The following is a 21,046-nucleotide window of genomic DNA, read 5'->3' as shown; positions in this document are numbered from 1 at the left end:
CCTTCCTTAGAGACCCGGTGTTGCTTACTGGTTGCCGGAGGTATCGGAAAGTTCTTTCTTTCCCCTTAGTTCTCGAATAATTTCGGGGAGTTTGTTGAAGATCGCGGCAGACTTCAGCCATTGCCGGTTATCGATGGCTGGATATCCGGAGACCACTTTACCCGCCGGCACATCGCTCGGAATACCGGTCTGTGCTGTAGCGATGACATTGTCGCCCACATGGAGATGACCTGCAACACCTACTTGTCCGGCAAGAATGACATTTTTCCCAACCGTGGTGGAGCCTGCAAGACCGACCTGCGCACATAGCAATGTGTGCTCTCCGACCGAGGAACCATGGCCTACCTGTACCAGGTTGTCGATCTTGGCTCCGGTTTTAATGCGGGTTTCACCAATCGAGGCGCGGTCAACCGTCGCATTTGCCTGGATTTCGACGTAGTCCTCCACGACTGCCGGGCCGGACTGCAGAATTTTGTGCCAGTTGCCGGCGCTGTCTTTCGCGAATCCAAAGCCGTCGGCACCCAGAACGACGCCGTTTTGCAGGGTTACATGGTCTCCCAGGACACAATGCTCCCGTACGATGGCGTGGGCATGGGCAAAAAAGTGGTCACCGATCGTTACCCCCGGATAGATCACCGTATGGGGCAGCAGCGTGGCGTAGTCGCCGATGGTCACATCGGCCGAGACAACCACGTAGGCGCCGATATGCGCTCCTTCGCCGATGGTTGCGGTTGGATCGACGACGGCTGTAGGGTGAACTCCCGGAACATACCGGGGAGGGGTGTAAAAGAGCTCGATCGCGCGGGCGAAGGCATAATACGGATTTGCTGTCCGCAGTGTGGCTGCTTCGATCTCCGGAAACTTGGGATCCACCAGCACGGCAGAGGCGCTGGTGGTGCGGGCGGCGGACGCATACTTCGGGTTGGCGACAAAGGTCAGATCTCCAGGACCGGCTTCTTCAATTCCTGCCAGACCGGTGATCTCGACATCACCATCACCGACAAGCGTGGCGTTAAGCGCCTCTGCAATGGCTGAGAGTTTCATGCTGGAAATTGTAGAAGTTAGGCGAAAAGTTGGATAGAGCGTTTTCCCTGTAGGTGTGGAGTAGGGCTTCCGAATCTTTGGGCGTTTTCCGCAATGAAAATGCCGCTGTACTTCCTTGCCGGGCTACCCAGCAACAGGGAAAATGCTTTAGTGGAAGCAGTCATGCGAATTTTGGGATGGGTTCTGCCTTTAGGGATGCTGTGTGCTGTCTCCGGCGCGCAGGTGGTTACGGATACGCCGAAGACTCCGCGGGAATTCGATCTGGTCAGGGGCGGGAAGAGTGCCAGTCTCGTGGTTTCTCAAGAGGATCCTGAGACGGCCCGCCTGGCAGTGAAGCTCTTCGCGGACGACCTTGAGCGCGTGACCGGTGTGAAGCCTCAAGTGGTGGACTCCGTCCCGGCTGATGGAGATGCGGTGGTCATCGGGACAGTGGATCACTCTCCCGTATTGAACAGCCTGCACCAGGAGAACGCTTTGTCAGCATTACGCGGCAAATGGGAAAGTGGCGCAGTCTTCCTTGTGCCGAACAACAACCGGAAGCTGCTGGTGGTTGCAGGAAGCGACCGCCGTGGAACGGCATATGAGTTGTTGGGGATCTCTCGGGCGATGGGAGTCTCTCCCTGGTACTGGTGGGCTGATGTGCCGGTGCAGAAGCATCGGTCCGTAAGCGTTCGCCAAGGCTGGACGACGAACGAACCGACGGTGAAGTATCGGGGAATCTTTCTAAATGACGAGGACTGGGGCCTGCGCCCATGGGCCGCGAGGAAGATGGACCCCGAGCTGAACAACATCGGCCCTCGCACCTATGAGCACATCTTCGAGTTGTTGCTGCGGCTGCGGGCCAATCTGCTGTGGCCGGCGATGCATCCGGGGACACTCGCCTTCAACGCAGTTCCAGAGAATGCAAAGCTCGCTGACCGCTGGGGCATCGTCATGGGTGCTTCGCACTCCGAGGCAATGTTACGTAACAACGTCGGAGAGTGGGACGAGAAGCACGATGGTCCCTGGAACTACCAGGTGAACAAGCCCGCGATCGATACCTATTGGGACAAGCGTATTGCCGAGAACGGAGCGTACGAAAACTTCTATACGGTTGGCATGCGCGGTGTGCACGATACCGGACTCGAAGCCACAGGAACGAAAGAGGTAAAGGCCCGCCTGGTGGAGAGCGTCATCGCCTCACAACAGGAGATCCTGCGGAAACACGGACACTCTGATGCTCCGCAGGTGGACTGGCTATACAAGGAGTCGATCGATCTGTATCGCGTCGGCATGAAGATACCTGTCGATGTGACTCTTGGTTGGACAGACGACAACTATGGGTACATTCGTCAGATGCCGAACGCTGAGGAGCGCAAACGTGCCGGCGGATCGGCTCTCTACTACCACGTTTCGTATTGGGGCTTTCCGCACGATCATCTGTGGCTGGCGACAACGCCGCTCTCGTTGATGCAGGAAGAGCTGACGAAGGCCTACGAGCATGAAGTTCGTAAGCTGTGGGTTTTGAATGTTGGCGACCTCAAGCCGAGCGAAGTCCAGATGGACTATTTCCTGCAGCTTGCCTGGGATGAACCGGCGATCGCAAAGGAGAGCCAGGCAGCTTTTCTGGAGCGGTGGATGCGGGAGCAGTTCGGCGTCGCTATGGCGAAACCCGCTGCAGACCTGGTGGCGGAATCCTACCGGCTGAACTTTATTCGGCGTCCCGAGTTCATGGGCTTCAATGGATACGATGACGGTGTTAACCGCACTGCGTTCAACCCGCTTGCATGGGGAGATGAGAATGTACAGCGGATGCATGTCTGGGATGCTCTGGTGAGGCGCGAACAGGCGGTTGTATTGCCCGCCTCGTTAAAGCCGGCGTGGTTTGAATTGGTGCAGTACCCGATTGAGGGCGCTGCTGCACAGAACGCGAAGTTCCTCTGGGCCGATCGCGCGGTCCTCGATGCTCATGAGGGAGCTGCGGCTAAAGCACAGGATGCGGCCGCGAAATCTCATGCGGCGTATGACTCTGTCCAGCACTTGACCGAGGAGTACAACAGCCTGGAAGGTGGCAAGTGGGCGGGCATGATGTCCTCGCATCCGCGTGAACGCCATGTCTTCGAGATGCCGGCGATTTCCATGGAGAATAACGTAGCGCTACCTGTGACATGGGGCGAGGGGAAAGAGGCATTGGTCTCTGCGGTGAATGGCGCGCACGCCGTGTCGAAGACAGGCGGGGTTCGCATTCTGCCTGATCTGGGGGTTTCGGGTGGCTCGCTGGAACTGCAGGAAGGCGGCGCGGCGCAGTATGCGTTGCATGTTGCTGCAACTGGAGATGCGACGCTGGCGATCGACTTGTTGCCGGATTTTCCCGTGGATTCAGACCATACGCTTCGTTATGAGGTGCAGGTGGACGATGGCGCATGGATGTCTCAGGATGCTTCGGGAACTGAGGTAGAGCGGCCTGGTATCTCAGCGTGGAAGACGAATGTGCTTCGTGGTTTTGCAGAACAGACGATCGCTTTGCCGAAGTTGAAGGCAGGGCGCCATATCGTACGCATTCGCTATGCAGGCGATCCAGGGGTAGTCATTGAACATGTGGCGCTAAGTTTCACCGGGGCTCCACCTGCGTATCCGGTTCCGCCCGAGCGCGCGCGCCGCTGATGAGGTCGTTACGAAACTCTGAGATGTTTTGGGATCATCACAAGGAGTGGCTAGATGCCGCCCCTCACCTTCGATGAAGCCCATGGCGCTCCTTATTCCAGTTGGTGGTTAGTCGGATACTTCCTGTCACAGACCACGTCTCCGCAGTGATCGCCCACATGCATACCTCGATCTCTTTCGGGCCCCAAAGGATGTTATGCGTGTACTTGAAACCGACGCGCTCAAGCAACCTCCGCGAGTTGTCGTGTGCGATTCCATGTCCTGCGACGATTACTGGCAGGCTTAGCGTGTCGAATCCATGAGTGAGCACCGCTCGCAAGGCCTCCTCACCCAAGCGCAGTCCCCAGGCAGACCGCATGAGATGTACGCCCACCTCAATCGTTTTGGAATCCATCGACCATGGGCGCAGTCCAGCACACCCTGCAAACTCACCAGTCTCTCGTAAGAACATCGGCCAGTACTGCATCCCGAGCAGATCCTCGCGTTGGCATTCTGCTTGGAGCCGTTCCCGTGCTTGTGTTGGGGTCATAGCACCACCGAAGAAATGAGTAACCTCGGGATCACACCATAAGGATTCAGCGAGCGCTGTATCGTTCATGGTCCAGCTCCGGAATGCCAGACGAGCAGAGAATCGCGGAAGGACCGGCAAGGATGAAGGATCGACTGACAAGAAAATACCTCCGTCACCATCATAATGACTTTTGATGGTGATGAAGGGGATACGGTCTCGACTAAAATCAGGGTGATGCAGATTCCGAAGGAGCCCGGCTCAGTACCCTTCAAGCTTGTGGCTGGCCATCCCGCGCTGGATCTTGTCAATACTCTGGACTGGAGGTTTCGGCCATCTGGATCGGAGGAACTTCTGAACAACTACGCGGACCTTTTGCGCTTCACGGAGCAGAGTGGGCTTATGAAGTCATCAGAGATTCAAAAGCTCGCGACAAGCGATCCTGTCAGAAAGCGAAGGAGCTTGTCTTCCACGAAGAGACTCCGCGAGTGTCTGGCATCGATTCTGTATCCCATTGCTGACGGGCAAGTTCCTCCGATCGATAGCGTGAGAACTCTATCCGCCTTTGCGCGGACGATGCGGAAATCAGAGGATCTTGAATGGCGCGATTTCCGTTTGCAGTGGAAGGCAGGCGGAGATCGGGTGTGCGCTTCGGACGTCCCGCTCAGAAGGCTGGTGTCGACCGCTCTGGAGTTGCTTACTTCCGGGGAAATTGACCAACTGCGCGCTTGTTCAAACCAAGAATGTCGCTGGTTGTTCCTTGACGGCAGCAAGAACAAGGCGCGACGGTGGTGTGACATGAAGCTCTGCGGTAATCGGATCAAGGCGAGACGCTATAGGGGAAAACAGCGTGTGGTTGACTCACAGTGACCGTTTCACACAAACGAAGTCCCTGTAAGCTCAGAAGTCGTCTTTCCGAAAACTGGTCCGTTTGGAACGGGAGCGGAGACATTACGAGTTTCGCAACAACCTTGTAATGTCTCCGCAGCTTCGCATCACAACTTAGAACGGTGTGTTGCGATAATAGAAGCAGGGAAAATCGCAAGGTGCCAATACCATATCTCAGGCGGCTGACAGGGAAGGATCGGGATCGAGTCTTCAATCTCAGGCTCGCCTTCCTGCTGGCATTTGTCGCCGGCGCCACCAATGCCGGTGGACTCTTTGCGGTCGGTCAGTACACTTCGCATATGTCGGGCATCGTTTCGTCGATTGCCGATAACCTTGCCATCCATCAGGTGAGACTGGCGTTAGCCGGGCTGGGGTCGTTGACCTCGTTCCTCATGGGAGCGGCCTGTACGGCGCTGCTGGTCAACTGGGGACGGCGGCGCAATCTGCACAGCCAATATGCCTTTCCCCTCATGCTTGAAGCCATGCTGCTGCTGTGCTTCGGCATTATGGGTAATCGCCTGGTACGGCATGAATGGTTCTTTGTCTCCGGAACGGTCGTCCTCCTGTGCTTCATCATGGGACTGCAGAACGCGATCATCACCAAGCTCTCGCGGGCGGAGATTCGTACGACGCATGTCACCGGCATGGTGACCGATGCCGGCATCGAGTTGGGGAAGTTCCTCTACTGGAGCCGGCATAAAGACGATCCCGTCACCGGCGACGCGGCCAAACTTCGGATTCTTGTCGGACTCGTGGGTCTATTTTTCCTGGGTGGTTTGGCAGGAGCGGTCTCGTTTCAGCACGTGGGCTATATCTCGACGCTTCCGCTTGCTTTTGTCCTGGTGCTTCTGGCAGTGGTGCCGATCACGGATGATCTGCGGGAGCGGATGCGCTAGATAAAAGTATGAGCCGGGTATTGGGACCGCAATTTCTTACAAAACGCACCCCTGTAAAAAGGCAGATACTGGAACGGTGAACCTCTGCTGCGAAGCCGCCTCGGTTTCCGGGAAGACGCTCTCCGGGCGTGCCCCAGGAGAGCATGCTGCTCTTGCGCGATGGGATGACCTCGACGGTCTCGAGGTATTAACCGGCGACTTTCGCCGTCACGCCTTTCTCCCGCATTGGCACGATACCTATATGTTGGCGACGGTGGAGCGCGGCGGCGTGCGCCTGCGCCACGAGGCCGGTCTGGCGGAGATCGTGCCGGGGAGCACGGTGCTGCTCAACCCGGGAGATGTGCACGACGCTGTTGGAATCAGTGAGGCAGAACGCTGGCACTATCGTGTCTTCTTTCTTCCGCGGACGATTCTCAACCTGGTGTCGGAGCGCGAACGGCTCGCGTTTCGTCATGCCGTCTCGTCCGAGGCCTCTTTGTGGCGCCGTCTGATCGCACTGCATCGTACGTTGGAAGAGCAGGGAACACTTCTGGAACGCAGTACGGCGCTCACCGGGCTGATAGAATCCCTTGCTCCCGAGGTCTCAGGTGCTGCGCTCGAAACCGGAGAAATATCTCCCTCCGTGGCTCTGGACCGTGTCCGGCAGTACCTCGAAGCGCACTGGATGGATGCGGTGCCTCTGGAAGACCTCGGCGCAGTTGCAGGTCTTAGCCGCTTCCACCTATTACGGAGCTTCCGTCGTCAGTACGGCCTCGCTCCCCACGCCTTTCAGTTGCAACTACGGGTGCAGCGAGCGAAGCAGATGCTCTTTGAAGGGGCCGCCGCGAAGGATACCGCCGTTGAATGCGGCTTCTTTGACCAGGCACATCTGACGCGCACCATGCGCCGGTATGCCGGTGTCACTCCGGCACGAGTCGCAGCAATTTCTTCCAAGCCTTAGACGACATCCGGACTCTACGCTCAGGCTGTATCGCGATCTCGCGACCTGGAGCCTGAGATGGGTGCTACGATTCTTACCTTGCCGCCGGCGGAGACAGCCGCACTGCCGAACGACCACTACCTCAACCGCGAGCACGGTCTGAAGAGCTGGCTGTTGACCCAGGACCACAAGCGCATCGCCTGGCTCTATCTGATTTCGCTGAGCTTTTTCTTCCTGGTAGGCGGCTTTTTTGCCGGAATGATCCGTCTGGAACTGCTGACGCCGCAGCCTGATCTGGTGGCCTCTGACACCTACAACAAGCTGTTCACCATGCATGGCGTCATCATGGTTTTTCTCTTCCTGGTGCCGAGTGTTCCTGCGACGCTGGGAAACTTTCTTGTGCCTATCATGATCGGCGCACGAGATCTCGCCTTTCCGCGGATCAATCTGTTGAGCTGGTATCTCTATCTCATCGGTGGCCTGTGCACGCTGACCGCAATGGTCAACGGCGGCGTCGATACCGGATGGACCTTTGTCGCTCCGCTCTCGACGCACTACCTGAATACCAACGTCATCATGACCGGCGTCGCGATCTTCATCGCGGGCTTCAGCTCTATCTTTACCGGCCTGAACTTCATAGTCACCGTTCATCGCATGCGTGCGCCGGGGATGACATGGTTCCGCCTTCCGCTCTTTGTCTGGGCCAACTACGCGGCCAGCATCATCATGGTGTTAGCTACGCCGGTACTCGCCATTGCCGTCGTTCTGGTGGCGATTGAGCGCCTTCTGAACTTCGGTATCTTCGATCCGGCAAAGGGAGGCGATCCACTGCTCTTTGAACACCTGTTCTGGTTCTACTCGCATCCGGCGGTCTACATCATGATCCTTCCCGGCATGGGAGTGATTAGCGAGGTAATCTCCACTTTCAGCCGGAAACGTATCTTCGGCTACACGGCTGTGGCGTTCAGTTCGGTCAGCATTGCAGTCTTCGGTTTCTTCGTCTGGGAACATCACATGTTCATCATGGGTGTCTCCAACTACTCCGCGCTGATCTTCAGCCTGCTCACCATGCTGGTCGCGGTACCCTCGGCCATTAAGGTCTTCAATTGGGCAACGACCCTCTACAAAGGGTCCATCACCTTCGAAACGCCGATGCTGTATGCGCTTGGCTTCATCGGTTTATTCACCATCGGAGGACTGACCGGCGTCTTTCTTGGATCGATGGGCATGGACGTTCAGCTCACCGAGACCTACTTCCTCGTAGCGCACTTCCACTTTGTGATGGTGGGCGGCATGCTGATGGCGTTTCTCTCGGGACTGCACTTTTGGTGGCCCAAGATGACCGGACGCATGTACCCGGAGAGCGCCTCCAGGCTGGCGGCAGTAACCACCTTCCTTGGATTCATCCTGACCTTCATGCCTCAGTTCGTTCTGGGCTATCTGGGCATGCCGAGGCGGTATCACTTCTACCCGCCGGAGTTTCAGGTGCTGAATGTGCTCTCTACGGCCGGAGCCTCCGTGCTTGGAGTGGGCTATCTGATGCCCGTAATCTACTTCACATGGTCGTTGAAGTACGGCCGGATCGCCGGTTCCAACCCTTGGCATGCGACTGGCCTGGAGTGGCAGATTCCGTCTCCGCCCCACGTGGAGAACTTCACCGAGGTTCCAGTAGTGAAGCAGGAGGCATACGACTACGAGTGGTTGGCCGCTCAAGAGGAGAAAGCTGCGGTGACGGTCTAGAGTGTATCGGCGACTTCACCGCACCCCATGGGGAGAGGATCCGCGAAGCTATGTGGGATCATCGAGCGCGAGCAGGGAACAACAAAGGGGTGACCCATGGGGTCACCCCTTTGTCCTGAAAAACGCTTACGTCCTAGCGAACGCGGCTGCTCTCGTTGTCGCTGGCGATCTGACCGTCGCGGATGGTGACGATACGATGCGCGAAGTCGGCGATATCCGGTTCGTGTGTAACCAGGACGATGGTATTGCCGCGGGCATGCAGCTCATCGAGGAGCGCCATGATCTCGTCGCCGGTCTTTGAATCGAGGTTGCCGGTCGGCTCGTCGGCCAGAATGATGGAGGGCGAATTGACCAGGGCTCGTGCGATGGCCACACGCTGGCGCTGACCGCCGGACATCTCGTTCGGCTTATGCTCCATGCGCGTTCCCAGGCCTACGGATTCCAGCACCTGCTTGGCACGTTCGATGCGTTCCGCCGCCGGGGTACCGTTATAGATCAGCGGCAGCTCGACATTATGGAGCGCCGTGGCGCGGGCCAGCAGGTTGAAGGTCTGAAAGACGAACCCAATCTCTTTATTGCGGATGCGTGCCAGTTCATCATCGTCGAGCTGGGAGACGTCATGTCCGTTCAACCAGTATCGGCCTTGCGTCGGCGAGTCCAGACAGCCGATCAGATTCATGAAGGTCGACTTGCCGGAACCGGAGGGACCCATAATCGCAACGTATTCGTTGTGACGGATGCGGAGATTGACGCCGCGCAAGGCATGAACTTCCTGCTCACCCATGACGTAGGTCTTCCACAGGTCGTCGGTAACGATGACTTCGCCGTCGTGCGGACCGTCGGCGTTCGGGGTCAGGGTGGGTTCCACTTGGGTCTCCGTGAGCATGTGGTTACTCTCCAATCGTCGTATGCGTGGTTGTACGCTGGCAAGAGGGGAATGGTTCCCCCCAATTTACCTACGAGTTACCTACGAGGCGCTCTCAGTGGCCGTCTCTGGAGTATTGTCTCGCTTTACGGTCATGCCTGACTTAAGAGTTCGCAGTACTTTGAAGCGCCCAATCACAATCTCCTGCCCTTCCTTCAGGCCAGAGAGTACCTGAATCTCGGTTGCGCCGGTAACTCCGGTAGCGACTGGAACAAAGCGCACAGCCGGCTTGCCGTTCTTGGGCTCCAGAAGGTAGACCCCCTGGATCGGATTGGCTTTGATGCCTGCTGCTTTGGTTGCCGCCTCGGTGGTCTTCTTTGTGGCGGCGTAGATGTTCTCAATGGCCGGGTCGCGCTGTACCAGGGCCTGGATCGGCAGGCTGAGGGCGTTTTCCACCTTCGCCGTTGTGATCTTGGCGGTGCAGGAGAGACCGGGCTTCAGATCGTCGGAGCCTTCGTCGAGGGTGACGACCACCTTGAAGTCCTTGGCTTCTTCGGTGCCGGTGGTCGACTGCGATGTGGCAATGCCGGTGGTGCGCAGCAGCGCCTGGTCGCCCACCTCGGTAACGTGACCTTTAAAGCTGCGGCCGGGCAGGGCATCGATCGTCACATTCACGGTCTGGTCCATCTTGACGTTCACGATGTCGGTCTCATCGACCTTAACCTCCGCGGTGATGACCGACATGTCAGCCAGAGTCATCAGCGTGGAACCAAGGGCGTTCTGAATACCGGTAACCATGGTCTCGCCCTCACGAACCGGAACATTGGTGACAAGGGCATCAAAGGGCGCACGGGAGATGGTCTTATCCAGCGTGTCGAAGTTGGCGCGCTGGTTGGCGACCGCCTGCTGAATTTTGCTGGCGGAAGAGTCTGCCTGGGCCTTCGACTGGTTCAGGGAGGCTTCGCGCTGTGCCACGGTCGCAACGGCGACCTCGTAGGCAGCCTTTTTGGCGTCGTAGTCCTGCTTGGAGATGAGTTTTTCCTGGTAGAGCTGCTCATAACGGTTGTAATCAAAACGTTTCTGAGTCAGATCGGCTTTCGCCTGGATCACGTTGGCCTCAGCGGTCTTAATTGCGGCCTGCGAGGAGTTGAGATCGGTTTTGGCCGCGGCAATGTTCGCGGTTTGGGCAGCCACAGCCGACTCGGGCTGAACGCTCTCGATGGCCGCCAGCGTCTGGCCCTTCTTCACGTGATCGCCTTCTTTCACGTAGAGATGCGTAATGCGGCCGAAGGCGGTCGCGCCGACATTGACATAGGTCTTCGGTTTGATCTGGCCCGTGCCGCTCACGATGGAGACAAGCTCCTGGCGGGTGACCTTCGCTGTTGCTACCGGTGTAACACCGGAACGGCTTTTCGCAATGGAAGCGACGACGACAATCGCAAGAATAAGGACAACAGCAAGGGTGATAACGATTTTTTTTGTGCTCATGGGCGATTTTTCGCGGGAACCTCTGCAGAGCTTCAGTACGCAACCGGATGCGGATTGGTTTCATGGTTTCTAAAAAAGCTCCATGCACAAATCGCGTTGCCGGTAAGGATGGTGACCATCATACCAGCGGGGCGTCAAACCTATGTACTCCTTCCAGGTTGAGTTCGGTCGAAAACCGCACTAAAATGAGGCGTACAACTCTCGGAGTGTTGTCATCGTTATGAAGACCTGTGGTTTCCTTCTGCTCGGCGCGAGTTTAGTTTTTTCTGCGACAGTCGGAGGAGCAGTCGCCTATGGACAGGACGCTCAGTCCGGTGACAGCAATAGCCCTGCTGCCAAGCCGCAGGTCGTGGAGCATCCCGACCCATTGAAGCGTCGTCTCTCTGACCGCGAGCGCATTCAGCAGCAGAAGGACCTCAAGAAAGAAATCAAGGGCGAATACAAGAAGTGGCTCGATCAGGACGTCGTCTGGATCATCACGGACGAGGAACTGCAGGCGTTCAAGCAGCTCTCGAACGACGAGGAGCGCGACGCATTTATCGAAGCCTTCTGGCAGCGCCGGAATCCGAACCCGGATTCGCCCGACAACGAGTACCGCGAAGAGCACTACCAGCGCATCGCTTACGCGAATGAACACTTCGCCGCCGGTAAGCCCGGCTGGAAGACTGACCGCGGCCATATCTATATTGCTTACGGCAAGCCGGACAGCATCGATTCGCACCCCTCGGGCGGACAGTATGAACGCCCCATCGACGAGGGCGGCGGTTCCACCTCAACCTATCCGTTTGAGACCTGGCACTACCGCTATCTCGAAGGTGTCGGCGACAACATCGATATCGAATTTGTTGACACCTGCATGTGCGGCGACTACCACATGACCATCGACCGTTCTGAAAAGGACGCCCTGAAGATGGTTCCCGGCGCCGGTCTCACGCTCTACGAGCAGTGGGGGCAGGGAAGCAAGACTGACCGCTTTACGCAGGGCGGTATGGAGCAGCTCGGTCTTGGACCCCGTAGCTCCATGAATCAGTCCAAGCAGTTCGACCGTCTGAATACGTATGCGAAGCTGATGGCGGCTCCGCAGATCAAGTTCAAAGATCTGGAACAGTATCTGACCAAGTCGACCATTCTGAATGGCCCGCCGTTCCTCTTCGATGTCCGTACGGATTACGTGAAGGTAACGAACGAGACGGTGCTTGTTCCCCTGACGCTTCAGGTAAAGAACCGCGACGTAACCTTCTCTAATAAGGATGGCGTTTCGACGGGTACGGTCAACATTCTTGGCCGCGTAACCAACCTGAACCACAAGGTGGTGCAGACCTTCGAAGATACGGTCAGCATCCAGGTCCCGAGCGAGCTCCTGCCGAAGACGCAGGACAACGTTTCGGTGTACTGGAAGTCTCTGCCGCTGAAGCCGGGACTATATAAGGTGGACATCGCGATTAAGGATGTCAATAATCCTGACCACATCGGCACCTGGAAGCGCAGCGTAAACGTGCCGAAGTTCGATGACGACCGTTTGGCGGCTTCCAGCCTGATTCTGGCCGACAAGATGGAGCGGGTCAGCACCCACGAGATCAGCACCGGCAACTTTGTGATCGGGAATACCCGTATCCGCCCGCGTGTCTCGGCTGGTTCCGGAGTTCCGGTTACCTTCAAGCGCGAGCAGAGCCTGAACTTCTGGATGCAGGTCTACAACCTCGGCATCGACGAAAAGAGCAAAGTCAACAGCGCCAAGATCGAGTATCAGATCACCGATCTATCAAATAACAAAGCACTTCTGGATGCGACAGAGGAGACAGCGAAGCTGAATCCGCATGCCGACCAGGTAACGTTGGAGAAAAGTGTCCCGCTTGCCAGCTTGCAGCCTGGCAAGTACCAGGTAACCATCAAGGTGGATGACGGCGTCTCAAAGCAGCAAATTGCTGAGTCAGCACCGTTTGTTGTGGAGTAAGATTGCAGGTCAGGAAGCCGGAAAGCTGCATAGCTGGGCCAAAGGAGCACCAGCGGCAGAGGCAACCTGAAAACGCTGTCCAGGCTGTTATGCAGGGCCGCGGATTTTCTGGAATTGGCTGGCGCAGTGTTTCGTGTGCAAGCGCAGTGAAGCGAGTCCGACTCCAATCCGTATCGTTGCTTCTGGTATTGATGCCAGTGGCGATTGGCGTTGCCGTCGCGCAGCCCAAAGGGGCTGATGTGTCAGGTATCGTGCGTGATGCCCAGGGGATTCCCCAGATGGGCGCCCTCGTACAGGCACTTCTGCCGGACGCCACTCCTGCCGGAATGGCAGTGACAGACCTGAAGGGTCACTACGTTATCCGGAATCTCACTCCTGGAAAATATCAGGTACGCGCAAGTGCGGCTCTGTTTCTGCCGTCGATGCGAGGCGATCTTCGTCTTCGCGCCGGTGCTCAGGCCATCGTTAACCTGACGCTGACGACCCTCTTCGAGGAGAGCCGCTGGCTCCCTGCTGAGCGTCGCCAGCCGGACGAGCCGGCCGATGAGTGGACCTGGTCACTGCGTACGGCAGCAAACAGACCGATCCTGCGCCTGGCAGGCGATCAGGACGTGGTGTTGATCTCTCCTGGACCGGAGACACCGCGGCGCGTCAGCCATACGCGGGTTGAAGCGGCCAGCGGAGACGGTTTTGGCGGCGGCGGAGTTAAGAATGCCGTCACCTACGGCACTGCCAGCAGCGACGGGCACGGCACTCTTGTCCGAGCCGGCAGCAGCGTTGTGAGTGGACCCTATGCGATGGGTGCGGCCACGGAAGGGTCTGTGGTCTATCAGCAGCCGGCCGGCATGTTCGGCTATACCCGCACCCGTGTCTCATTCCAGGACCACCCCGAAATGATGGGACAAGGGGGCGCGAGCGGATACCAGGCATATACGATTGACTCCGCTGAAGTGATGAACTTCGGCGACATGCTTTCCCTGGAAGTCGGTAGCTCTCTGCGCGCTGTGCGTATGGGGGCAGCCTCTGTTGAGGCCCGTCCATTCGTAAAGCTGGCGATGCGTCCCAGCGATATGCTGGTGCTGAGTTATCGCATGGCTCGCTCTCGCGAGACGCAGAGCGCGGACGATATTGATGCAGCCGATGCTCCTCTTCCGGTCGCCGTGCTACAGGGAGACCGCATGCTACAGGAGCGTGGTACCCACCAGCAATTTGCCGCGACGCTCCGGAACGGTAAGGGAAGTATCCGTACGGCATACTACCGGGATTCGATCGATCGGCCCATGGTGGCCGGTACCGGGCCTGTTACCGGTTCCCAGTTGGCGCATGGAACCATGCTGGCGGATGCAACGACCGGAACCTCCCGAATGATGGGAGATGCGTATACCTCCGTCGGTTGGAGTGTTTTTGCCAGCGAACAGCTCGGGCAGAACGTCTGGACGACAGTCGAACTGAACACCGGCGATGCCTTGTCGGTAGTCAACGCTCCCCAAACGGCGTCTCCGACGGCCACCAGGTTCCGTGCGGGCCGCACGAAATCGGCCGCAGTGGGAGTTAAGGCACTCCTGCCAGCTTCGGGGACACAACTTCGCACAAGCTATCGCTGGCAGAATGAGCAGACGGTCACCCCTGTGAACCTCTTCTCGGCCATGAGCCGTCAGCCCTACCTGAGCTTGTCTGTACGGCAGCCGCTTCGCATTCGCCGCCTCCGGCTCGAGAATATGGAGGCGTTCCTCGACGTCACTAACCTGCTGGAGCAGGGCTATCAGCCGTACCTCTCCTCCGACGGCAGAACCCTTTATCTGGCGCAGTCGCCGCGCATGCTTCAAGCCGGGCTCGCGTTTACCTTCTAGTCTCCAGAATCTAATTCCTGTCGTAAATGTTGTCCTCCTGAACGAACGGGGTCCTCAGCCAGCTTCGCTGGTTGGGGTGGTGAAGTGAAGGACCTGCTTTTTCAATGCTTCGGACGGCAAATCTCTTCAAGCTCTGTCTGTTCACGAAAGATAAAGGGCGAGGCCGCTGGCCTCGCCCTTTATCTTTACGTACCTGAAGATCAGGCGTTGTAGGTGCTCGACGAGACACGCCCGCCGCGGCCGGTCCAGTTGGTGTGGAAGAACTCGCCACGGGGCTTGTCGACGCGCTCATAGGTATGGGCGCCGAAGAAGTCACGCTGGGCCTGCAGCAGGTTCGCCGGTAGACGGTCAGTCCGGTAGCCGTCGTAGAAGGCCAACGCGGTGGAGAATGCCGGAGTCGGAACGCCGCTCTCGATAGCGTGAACCAGAGCCTTACGCCACGACGCGTGATACTCGTTCAGGATCTTCGAGAAGAAGTCGTCCAGAAGCAGGTTATCGAGCTTCGGATTCTTGTCATAGGCGGCCTTGATGTTGCCCAGGAAGACCGAACGGATGATGCAACCACCGCGCCACATCAGTGCGATGCCGCCCATGTTCAGGTTCCAGCCCTGTATCTTTGCAGCCTCACGCAGCAGCATGTAGCCCTGCGCATAGCTGATGAGCTTCGAGCAGAAGAGTGCGCGTCGAACGTTCTCAATGAAGGCCTTCTTGTCAGAACTGTTGCCTGCCTTCGCAGGGCCCTGCAGCACCTTCGAAGCTTCGACGCGCTCTTCCTTCAGCGCAGAGAGGCAGCGTGCGAAGACGCTTTCACCGATGAGCGTGACCGGCATGCCGTTGTCCAGTGCGTCGATCGCGGTCCACTTGCCCGTGCCTTTCTGGCCGGCGGTATCCAGAATCTTGTCGAGCAGCGGCTGGCCGTCGTCATCTTTCTTGGCGAAGATCTCAGCAGAGATCTCGATCAGGAAGCTGTCGAGCTCGCCCTTGTTCCACTCGGCAAAGACTTCGTGGAGTTCATCAGCAGTGAGTCCCAGGCCATCCTTGAGCAACTGGTAGGCCTCGCAGATCAACTGCATATCGCCGTACTCGATGCCGTTGTGGACCATCTTTACGTAGTGGCCTGCGCCGCCTTCGCCCACCCAGTCGCAGCAGGGAGTTCCATCCTCGACCTTCGCCGCGATGCCCTGGAAGATCGGCTTTACCGCCGGCCATGCTTCAGGATTGCCGCCAGGCATGATCGACGGGCCGAAGCGTGCGCCTTCTTCGCCGCCGGAGACACCGGTGCCGATGTACAGAATGCCCTTGTCGGCAAGCTCCTTGGTGCGGCGGTTCGAGTCCGTGAACAGAGAATTACCACCGTCAATGATGATGTCGCCCTTTTCCAAATACGGGACGATGGAATCGATGGTCTGATCGACAACCGAGCCGGCCTTCACCATGATCATGATGCGGCGGGGGCGCTTCAGCTTGGAGACCAGCTCTTCAATGGAATGAGCGCCTTCAATGGGCGTACCCTTCGCTTCATTTGCCAGAAACTCATCTACCTTCGACGTGGTGCGATTGTAGACAGCGACCTTGAAGCCGTGGTCGTTCATGTTGAGAACGAGGTTCTGACCCATGACTGCAAGGCCAATCAGGCCGATATCGCATGTTCCTTCAGACATTTTCTTCTAAAACCCTTTCAGATCGCTTCTGTGTGCGGGGGATGGTTATTGCATACAAGCATAGTCGAAAGGCGCTATTTCTGGCCGAAAAGTGTATGAAAGAAGGATGTTCAGACATTGCGTTATCGATTGCGAAGCGCTTTTTTTATCAGAAATAGCCACAACCCACTGGTGCGATTAGCGTCTCAGTCAAAGAACCCCTTAGAGGAGCATCCCCAGTGAACCTGAGTATTCGTCTACTTGTTGCAATGCTTTTACTATTGCTTCCTGCCTTAGAGGGGCAGCAGCCTCAACAGGATGCCCAGCGAGTACAGGCCGCGCAGCCGTCGGCCAGCCTGACGGGTAATGGACAGACCGTGCAGGTGGATGCGGGTAGCGCGATCAGTGCGGCCAATATCCGCCGCTTCCAGCAGACTCATGTTGTGGCTCGCGGTCAGGGAACCGAGGCGCACGAGATGCACGATGTCCCGTATAGCGTTCCTGGGATATTCGCCGTTGGGCAAAACGTCGGTTATGGTGAGATGCGGCGTTGCGTGCAGGATGCGACGACTGACACCGGAGTCGGTAAATATTACTGTAATGCGCTGTTCAACCTTGGTGATCAGACGGGTATGAGCCTCGGAAATCTTGGCGGGTGGATGAGCACCGGTCTATTGCACCTGACGAACTTTACCTCCTTTGCGGGCATCTCGCAGGCTGTGACGATGGAACATATGCATAGCGGAGTTGGCGATAGCTCCATGGTCTATGGATACCCTTTTTGCGCGGGAGGAACAACAGCCGGATCCGATGAAGGATGTGCTCATTGGAGTTCAATCGGTGGTCAATACAGCCAATACTTTTCGGGAAAGTTTATGCGGGGAACTATTACTGGCCAGACGGTATTTCCCGATTTCGATGCAAAGAATGGCGTTTGTTATAACCCGGCAAGTCAGGGGAATCGCTATTGCTATGGCCAGGGCGAATATCTGATCGACAGCAGCGCCCCTATTGCGCAGGGGAAACTGATGTCGGCAACGATGGAGTCAGACAACGCTCCCGCCTTGCTGACCGTGCAGCCTGCGAACCTTACTCCTGTTTCCACCTGGGGATATATTTCCGCAGCGCAGGAGATTCCGACGTCAGGTGCAGCAAACGTCGCGAAGCCGACAGGAAATCTTACCGTGACTATTGTGCGTGGCGCCGGCTTTCAGGCTGGCGACGCCGTGTGTTTCATGGGCAACGGATTTCCAGAGAACTCGACTGTAGTGTCAGCAACGCCTCGTGCAGGCGAAACACAGACAATTACATTGTCACTACGTAAGCCGGAAGGTAAGGGATCGCCTCACTTTATCTATAAAGCTCCGGCATGCGGACAACTAAGCCCTGTTGCCGAAGAACAGCAGACCGGCTGGCCGGCGGGGTACTTTGCTGTGCCCGTGGATGAGGGCCACCTTGCCTGGGCGTTTTACAGCCATGGAAGTCGCGCTCAGGTTCACCCTCCGTTTGATGTGAAGGGCAGTGCAGCTGAATCTGCTCTCGTGCTTCCGGTACAGGAGCGAGGGGTTGCATTGAAACGTGCACCAGATGGCACTGTGGTTGTGACTGGAAGAGACGGCGGAATGGAACTCCGCAACTTTGCACATAATCCTCATGTGAGCGTCAGTGGATGTCAGGATGCATCATTCAATGAGGTGGTCGGCAATCCAATTGCTTCGGCAGATTCTTTAAGTCTCACTTATCAAAGCGCGACGAAATCGGCGGGTACCTGCAATTCCGCGGTTTTGAATATCGTGGGCGCAAATGCTTACGTGCTCTACTACGGGGCCGAGATCACCTCTACGAGTAACCCCGATGCACCTGGCAACGGAGCAAGTGGATATATACAGGTTGAGCAGAATAGAATTCCCTGGCAACCCGGGCACCTTGCCAAGGTTGGGCATTCAGAGTCTTACAACGGGTCCGTGTTTCACATCGACCAGACGCAACTGACACCTGGCAACGGGTCCACCGGTAGCGGAGCCATTTTGACCGCTTCCGTGCGCGGAACGGCATCGGGCTGTGTGATCTGTTTAGCAAACGCCGTACCTGCAAACCACTACGCCGGACTTGGCGGATGGCAGCCGCTGCCTGATTTTCTTTTATGGAAAGGGCCGATCGGGAAGATGCTCGATTCAGCGGTTGCACCGAGGACCATTCTTTATGCAGGACATTCCATTGAATATCCTCAGGGAAGCCCGAACGAGCCGGACTACCAAGTCGCATGGTTACGCGGCTACAAAGGTGACGGCACGATCACAGCATCTCCTTCGGCATTTGGAAGTCCGACCGTGCCCTCGTGGACATTCAGTGGAACATCCAGGTTTGTGGGAACCATTATTAGCAACAATAGCTTTTTCCTCGATAGCGGACATAACTCGGGCTGGACAATGCAATTGGGAGATGGCGGGAGATCCTGGTCGTTGCACGATGTAGCACGCAATAGCGATGTGATGAGAGTGGAGTCGAATGGCAGGATCTCTTTTTCAGAGCCTGTTACGGCGCCAAACCTTCAGGCCGCACTTAGAGGAGCTACTCAGACCATAGGAGGGGCTTCTCTCGCCGCGGGCGCGTGTGCCACGGGAAATGCAAATGTTCCGGGCGCTGTTCCTGGGCAACCGGTCGCGGTCTCCGCCACAGATGGCAGTCTTCCTCCGCCGATGATCCTTCTGTCTGCTGCAGTGATTGCACCCGATACAGTCAAGGTTCAGCTCTGCGCAGTCACTGCCATGATGCCTCCAGCGAAGGCGTACAACGTGAGAGTGATTCCTTAGAGGTGCCATCGTTGATAGCGAGCCGCGAGATTAGGGCGGCCTATTTCCGAACAGGCGCGGGGTATACTCAAGAGCCATAGACAGGATTGATGGTGCTGCATAGGGTCTTCAACGCGCTTGGCAACCTCCCCCTCCGGTTATCTTTTTGGACTGAAGTGGCTCTCGGAGCTCTGGTTGCATGTATTCCATTTGGCCTGAGTCTGATCATGGCTCCCAACCATCGATCCCCTTACCTGCTGTCATATCCGGCAGTGATTCTGAGTGCCTGGGTGCTTGGTCTATCAGGTGCGATAGCCTGTGCTGTCGTCTCAGGATGTGCGATTGAGTATTTCATCTTTGCGACGCATCACATCAATCTGGCCCCTGACTCCAGTGGATGGTTCTTCCGCGAGTCCGTCTTTATCGTTGGGTCAATCTTCGTAGGTAGCCTCACGCGTATTGCAGCGCGGGAGCGTGAAGAAGCGAAGACGGTAAAACTGGAACATGAACTGACACTCTCGCGGACGGAAAGCTATCTTGCGCAGGAGCACGCCCGCGCCAGCGAGTTAGCCCGAGAGAATCAGGTTCGCATCGAGATGGCGCTCGATGGTGCGAATGCCGGTGTGTGGGAATGGGATATCCAGTCCAATCATGAGATATGGTCGACTGGCTTCTATCGTCTACATGGTATCGATCCATCGCTGCAAGCCGGTAATGAACTCTGGCGGCGTAGTGTTCATCCTGACGATGTGGACCAGGCCGAACGGGAACTCGAGCTTGCCGTCCAGCGGAAAGACTCCTGCTATACCGAATACAGAGTCGTTCTTCCAGACGGCACTATCCGATGGATTGCTTGTCAGGGAGTCACACAGCTTGATGACGCCGGAGAGGTGCGTGGAATCACAGGATACTGCGGAGATGTAACTAGACGAAGGCTGACCGATCAAGCTCTTTTGAGAACCGAAAAACTCGCTGTTGCCGGCCGTTTGTCTGCCGCGATCGCTCATGAGATTAACAATCCGCTGAACGCCGCTATGGGATTGTTGTTTTTGCTGAAAGACAGCGGGCTCAGCCAGGAACAGACTCAATATGTTGAAGAGACCGGACAACAGCTCGAACGGGTTGTGGAGATTACGCGGCAGACGCTTCAGATGTCGCGGAGCACTTCAAAGTTTATTGCAGTAAAGCCGGCGGAACTTGTCAGCGCAACGATGCGTTTGCTTTCCCCAAAGCTGCATCTCGCTAAGATCGCGTTCGATACTGAGACTGAGGGGAACGCGGAGGTTCTTGGTTCTCCTGGTGAGTTACAACAGGTATTTACGAATCTCATCAACAACTCTATTGAAGCAATGCCGCAAGGAGGACGACTTCGCGCCAGAGTACGTCCATCTTGTCATTGGAAGGAACGGACGCTTCGCGGAGTTCGCATTACGATTGCGGACTCAGGTTGCGGTATGCCGGCTGCAGTCTATCGGCATATGCTTGAGCCGTTTTTCACCACGAAAGAAGAGACAGGCACCGGCCTTGGCATGTGGGTCGTTTCAGAGCTCCTGGCAAAGCACCATGGTGATCTGAATATACGCAGCAGCATGCGGCCGGCTCATCATGGAACAACCTGTTCCATCTTTATTCCTTTTGTGCGTAGCCAAGCCTGAGTTGCCTCGATATGCCACAGATGTTGTCATCCTGAACGTAGTGAAGGACCTGCTTTTTCAACGCTTCGGATGGCGATAGCCGTTCATGATTTATATCGCGAACTTTAGATTCAGGCGAATTAGGTTTCTAGATGGTGCGACGGCAGAGTAGCAGTATGATCAGT

13 protein-coding genes and 1 pseudogene are annotated in these 21,046 nt (G+C 56.8%); 9 read left to right on the top strand and 5 right to left on the bottom strand.

Annotated elements, in window-relative coordinates; translation table 11 throughout:
* Positions 1-24: 24 nt before the first annotated feature.
* Entirely contained in the window at positions 25-1,044 is a 1,020-nt protein-coding gene (gene lpxD / locus FTW19_RS16605; RefSeq protein WP_147648666.1) for a UDP-3-O-(3-hydroxymyristoyl)glucosamine N-acyltransferase, read from the bottom strand.
* A 162-nt stretch (positions 1,045-1,206) separates the two neighbouring features.
* Here lpxD and FTW19_RS16600 point away from each other — a divergent pair, with 162 nt between their 5' ends.
* On the top strand, positions 1,207-3,687 hold the full coding sequence (locus tag FTW19_RS16600) for a glycosyl hydrolase 115 family protein (protein WP_187143016.1): 2,481 nt from the start codon (positions 1,207-1,209) through the stop codon (positions 3,685-3,687).
* 64 nt (positions 3,688-3,751) lie between these two features.
* Here the strand turns inward: FTW19_RS16600 and FTW19_RS16595 are convergent, their stop codons facing one another.
* Positions 3,752-4,336: a GNAT family N-acetyltransferase gene (locus tag FTW19_RS16595; protein WP_281292459.1), complete on the bottom strand. Its 585-nt coding sequence runs from the start codon at positions 4,334-4,336 to the stop codon at positions 3,752-3,754.
* Between the two features lie 45 nt (positions 4,337-4,381).
* Here FTW19_RS16595 and FTW19_RS26470 point away from each other — a divergent pair, with 45 nt between their 5' ends.
* The 4 genes and pseudogenes from FTW19_RS26470 (at position 4,382) to FTW19_RS16575 (ending at position 8,638) form a co-directional block, all read left to right on the top strand.
* Positions 4,382-5,065: a CGNR zinc finger domain-containing protein gene (locus tag FTW19_RS26470; protein WP_147648663.1), complete on the top strand. Its 684-nt coding sequence runs from the start codon at positions 4,382-4,384 to the stop codon at positions 5,063-5,065.
* A 176-nt stretch (positions 5,066-5,241) separates the two neighbouring features.
* Positions 5,242-5,973: pseudogene (locus tag FTW19_RS16585) on the top strand (YoaK family protein); the annotation flags it as partial.
* 82 nt (positions 5,974-6,055) lie between these two features.
* Positions 6,056-6,919 (top strand): helix-turn-helix domain-containing protein, encoded by an 864-nt coding sequence (locus tag FTW19_RS16580; protein WP_147648661.1) that lies wholly within the window; start codon positions 6,056-6,058, stop codon positions 6,917-6,919.
* A gap of 57 nt (positions 6,920-6,976) precedes the next feature.
* On the top strand, positions 6,977-8,638 hold the full coding sequence (locus tag FTW19_RS16575) for a cytochrome c oxidase subunit I (protein WP_147648660.1): 1,662 nt from the start codon (positions 6,977-6,979) through the stop codon (positions 8,636-8,638).
* A 133-nt stretch (positions 8,639-8,771) separates the two neighbouring features.
* Here the strand turns inward: FTW19_RS16575 and FTW19_RS16570 are convergent, their stop codons facing one another.
* A complete protein-coding gene (locus tag FTW19_RS16570) occupies positions 8,772-9,524 on the bottom strand; it encodes an ABC transporter ATP-binding protein (protein ID WP_147648659.1) in 753 nt (250 codons plus the stop codon).
* Positions 9,525-9,605: 81 nt separating this feature from the next.
* The gene (locus FTW19_RS16565; RefSeq protein ID WP_147648658.1) at positions 9,606-10,991 is read right to left on the bottom strand and encodes an efflux RND transporter periplasmic adaptor subunit; all 1,386 of its coding nucleotides are present in this window, start codon (positions 10,989-10,991) and stop codon (positions 9,606-9,608) included.
* Positions 10,992-11,211: 220 nt separating this feature from the next.
* On the opposite strand from FTW19_RS16565, the gene FTW19_RS16560 reads away from it, so the two are divergent.
* Both FTW19_RS16560 and FTW19_RS16555 read left to right on the top strand, forming a co-directional pair.
* Complete coding sequence (locus tag FTW19_RS16560; protein WP_147648657.1) at positions 11,212-12,945, top strand: GWxTD domain-containing protein; 1,734 nt, start codon at positions 11,212-11,214, stop codon at positions 12,943-12,945.
* A gap of 146 nt (positions 12,946-13,091) precedes the next feature.
* A complete protein-coding gene (locus FTW19_RS16555; protein ID WP_187143015.1) occupies positions 13,092-14,795 on the top strand; it encodes a carboxypeptidase-like regulatory domain-containing protein in 1,704 nt (567 codons plus the stop codon).
* Positions 14,796-14,995: 200 nt separating this feature from the next.
* Here the strand turns inward: FTW19_RS16555 and gnd are convergent, their stop codons facing one another.
* Positions 14,996-16,456 (bottom strand): decarboxylating NADP(+)-dependent phosphogluconate dehydrogenase, encoded by a 1,461-nt coding sequence (gene gnd, locus FTW19_RS16550; protein ID WP_147648655.1) that lies wholly within the window; start codon positions 16,454-16,456, stop codon positions 14,996-14,998.
* Positions 16,457-16,674: 218 nt separating this feature from the next.
* Between gnd and FTW19_RS25845 the strand changes: the two genes are divergently transcribed.
* Both FTW19_RS25845 and FTW19_RS16540 read left to right on the top strand, forming a co-directional pair.
* Positions 16,675-19,248: a hypothetical protein gene (locus FTW19_RS25845; RefSeq protein ID WP_187143014.1), complete on the top strand. Its 2,574-nt coding sequence runs from the start codon at positions 16,675-16,677 to the stop codon at positions 19,246-19,248.
* Between the two features lie 89 nt (positions 19,249-19,337).
* Entirely contained in the window at positions 19,338-20,882 is a 1,545-nt protein-coding gene (locus FTW19_RS16540) for a PAS domain-containing sensor histidine kinase (RefSeq protein ID WP_147648654.1), read from the top strand.
* The last annotated feature ends 164 nt before the right edge of the window (positions 20,883-21,046 follow it).

Origin of the sequence: Terriglobus albidus (assembly GCF_008000815.1) — a bacterium.
Taxonomy (GTDB): Bacteria; Acidobacteriota; Terriglobia; order Terriglobales; family Acidobacteriaceae; genus Terriglobus; species Terriglobus albidus_A.
Note: the sequence above shows the minus strand (reverse complement) of the source record. Positions and strands in the feature narration are given on the sequence as shown.

What these genes read in the sequence shown, in the direction of transcription:
- FTW19_RS16565 (WP_147648658.1), bottom strand. Translation starts at nt 10,991, where the DNA reads ATGAGCACAAAAAAAATCGTTATCACCCTTGCTGTTGTCCTTATTCTT.
- FTW19_RS26470 (WP_147648663.1), top strand. Translation starts at nt 4,382, where the DNA reads ATGACTTTTGATGGTGATGAAGGGGATACGGTCTCGACTAAAATCAGG.
- FTW19_RS16575 (WP_147648660.1), top strand. Translation starts at nt 6,977, where the DNA reads ATGGGTGCTACGATTCTTACCTTGCCGCCGGCGGAGACAGCCGCACTG.
- FTW19_RS16570 (WP_147648659.1), bottom strand. Translation starts at nt 9,524, where the DNA reads ATGCTCACGGAGACCCAAGTGGAACCCACCCTGACCCCGAACGCCGAC.
- FTW19_RS16600 (WP_187143016.1), top strand. Translation starts at nt 1,207, where the DNA reads ATGCGAATTTTGGGATGGGTTCTGCCTTTAGGGATGCTGTGTGCTGTC.
- gnd (WP_147648655.1), bottom strand. Translation starts at nt 16,456, where the DNA reads ATGTCTGAAGGAACATGCGATATCGGCCTGATTGGCCTTGCAGTCATG.
- FTW19_RS16560 (WP_147648657.1), top strand. Translation starts at nt 11,212, where the DNA reads ATGAAGACCTGTGGTTTCCTTCTGCTCGGCGCGAGTTTAGTTTTTTCT.
- FTW19_RS16540 (WP_147648654.1), top strand. Translation starts at nt 19,338, where the DNA reads ATGGTGCTGCATAGGGTCTTCAACGCGCTTGGCAACCTCCCCCTCCGG.
- lpxD (WP_147648666.1), bottom strand. Translation starts at nt 1,044, where the DNA reads ATGAAACTCTCAGCCATTGCAGAGGCGCTTAACGCCACGCTTGTCGGT.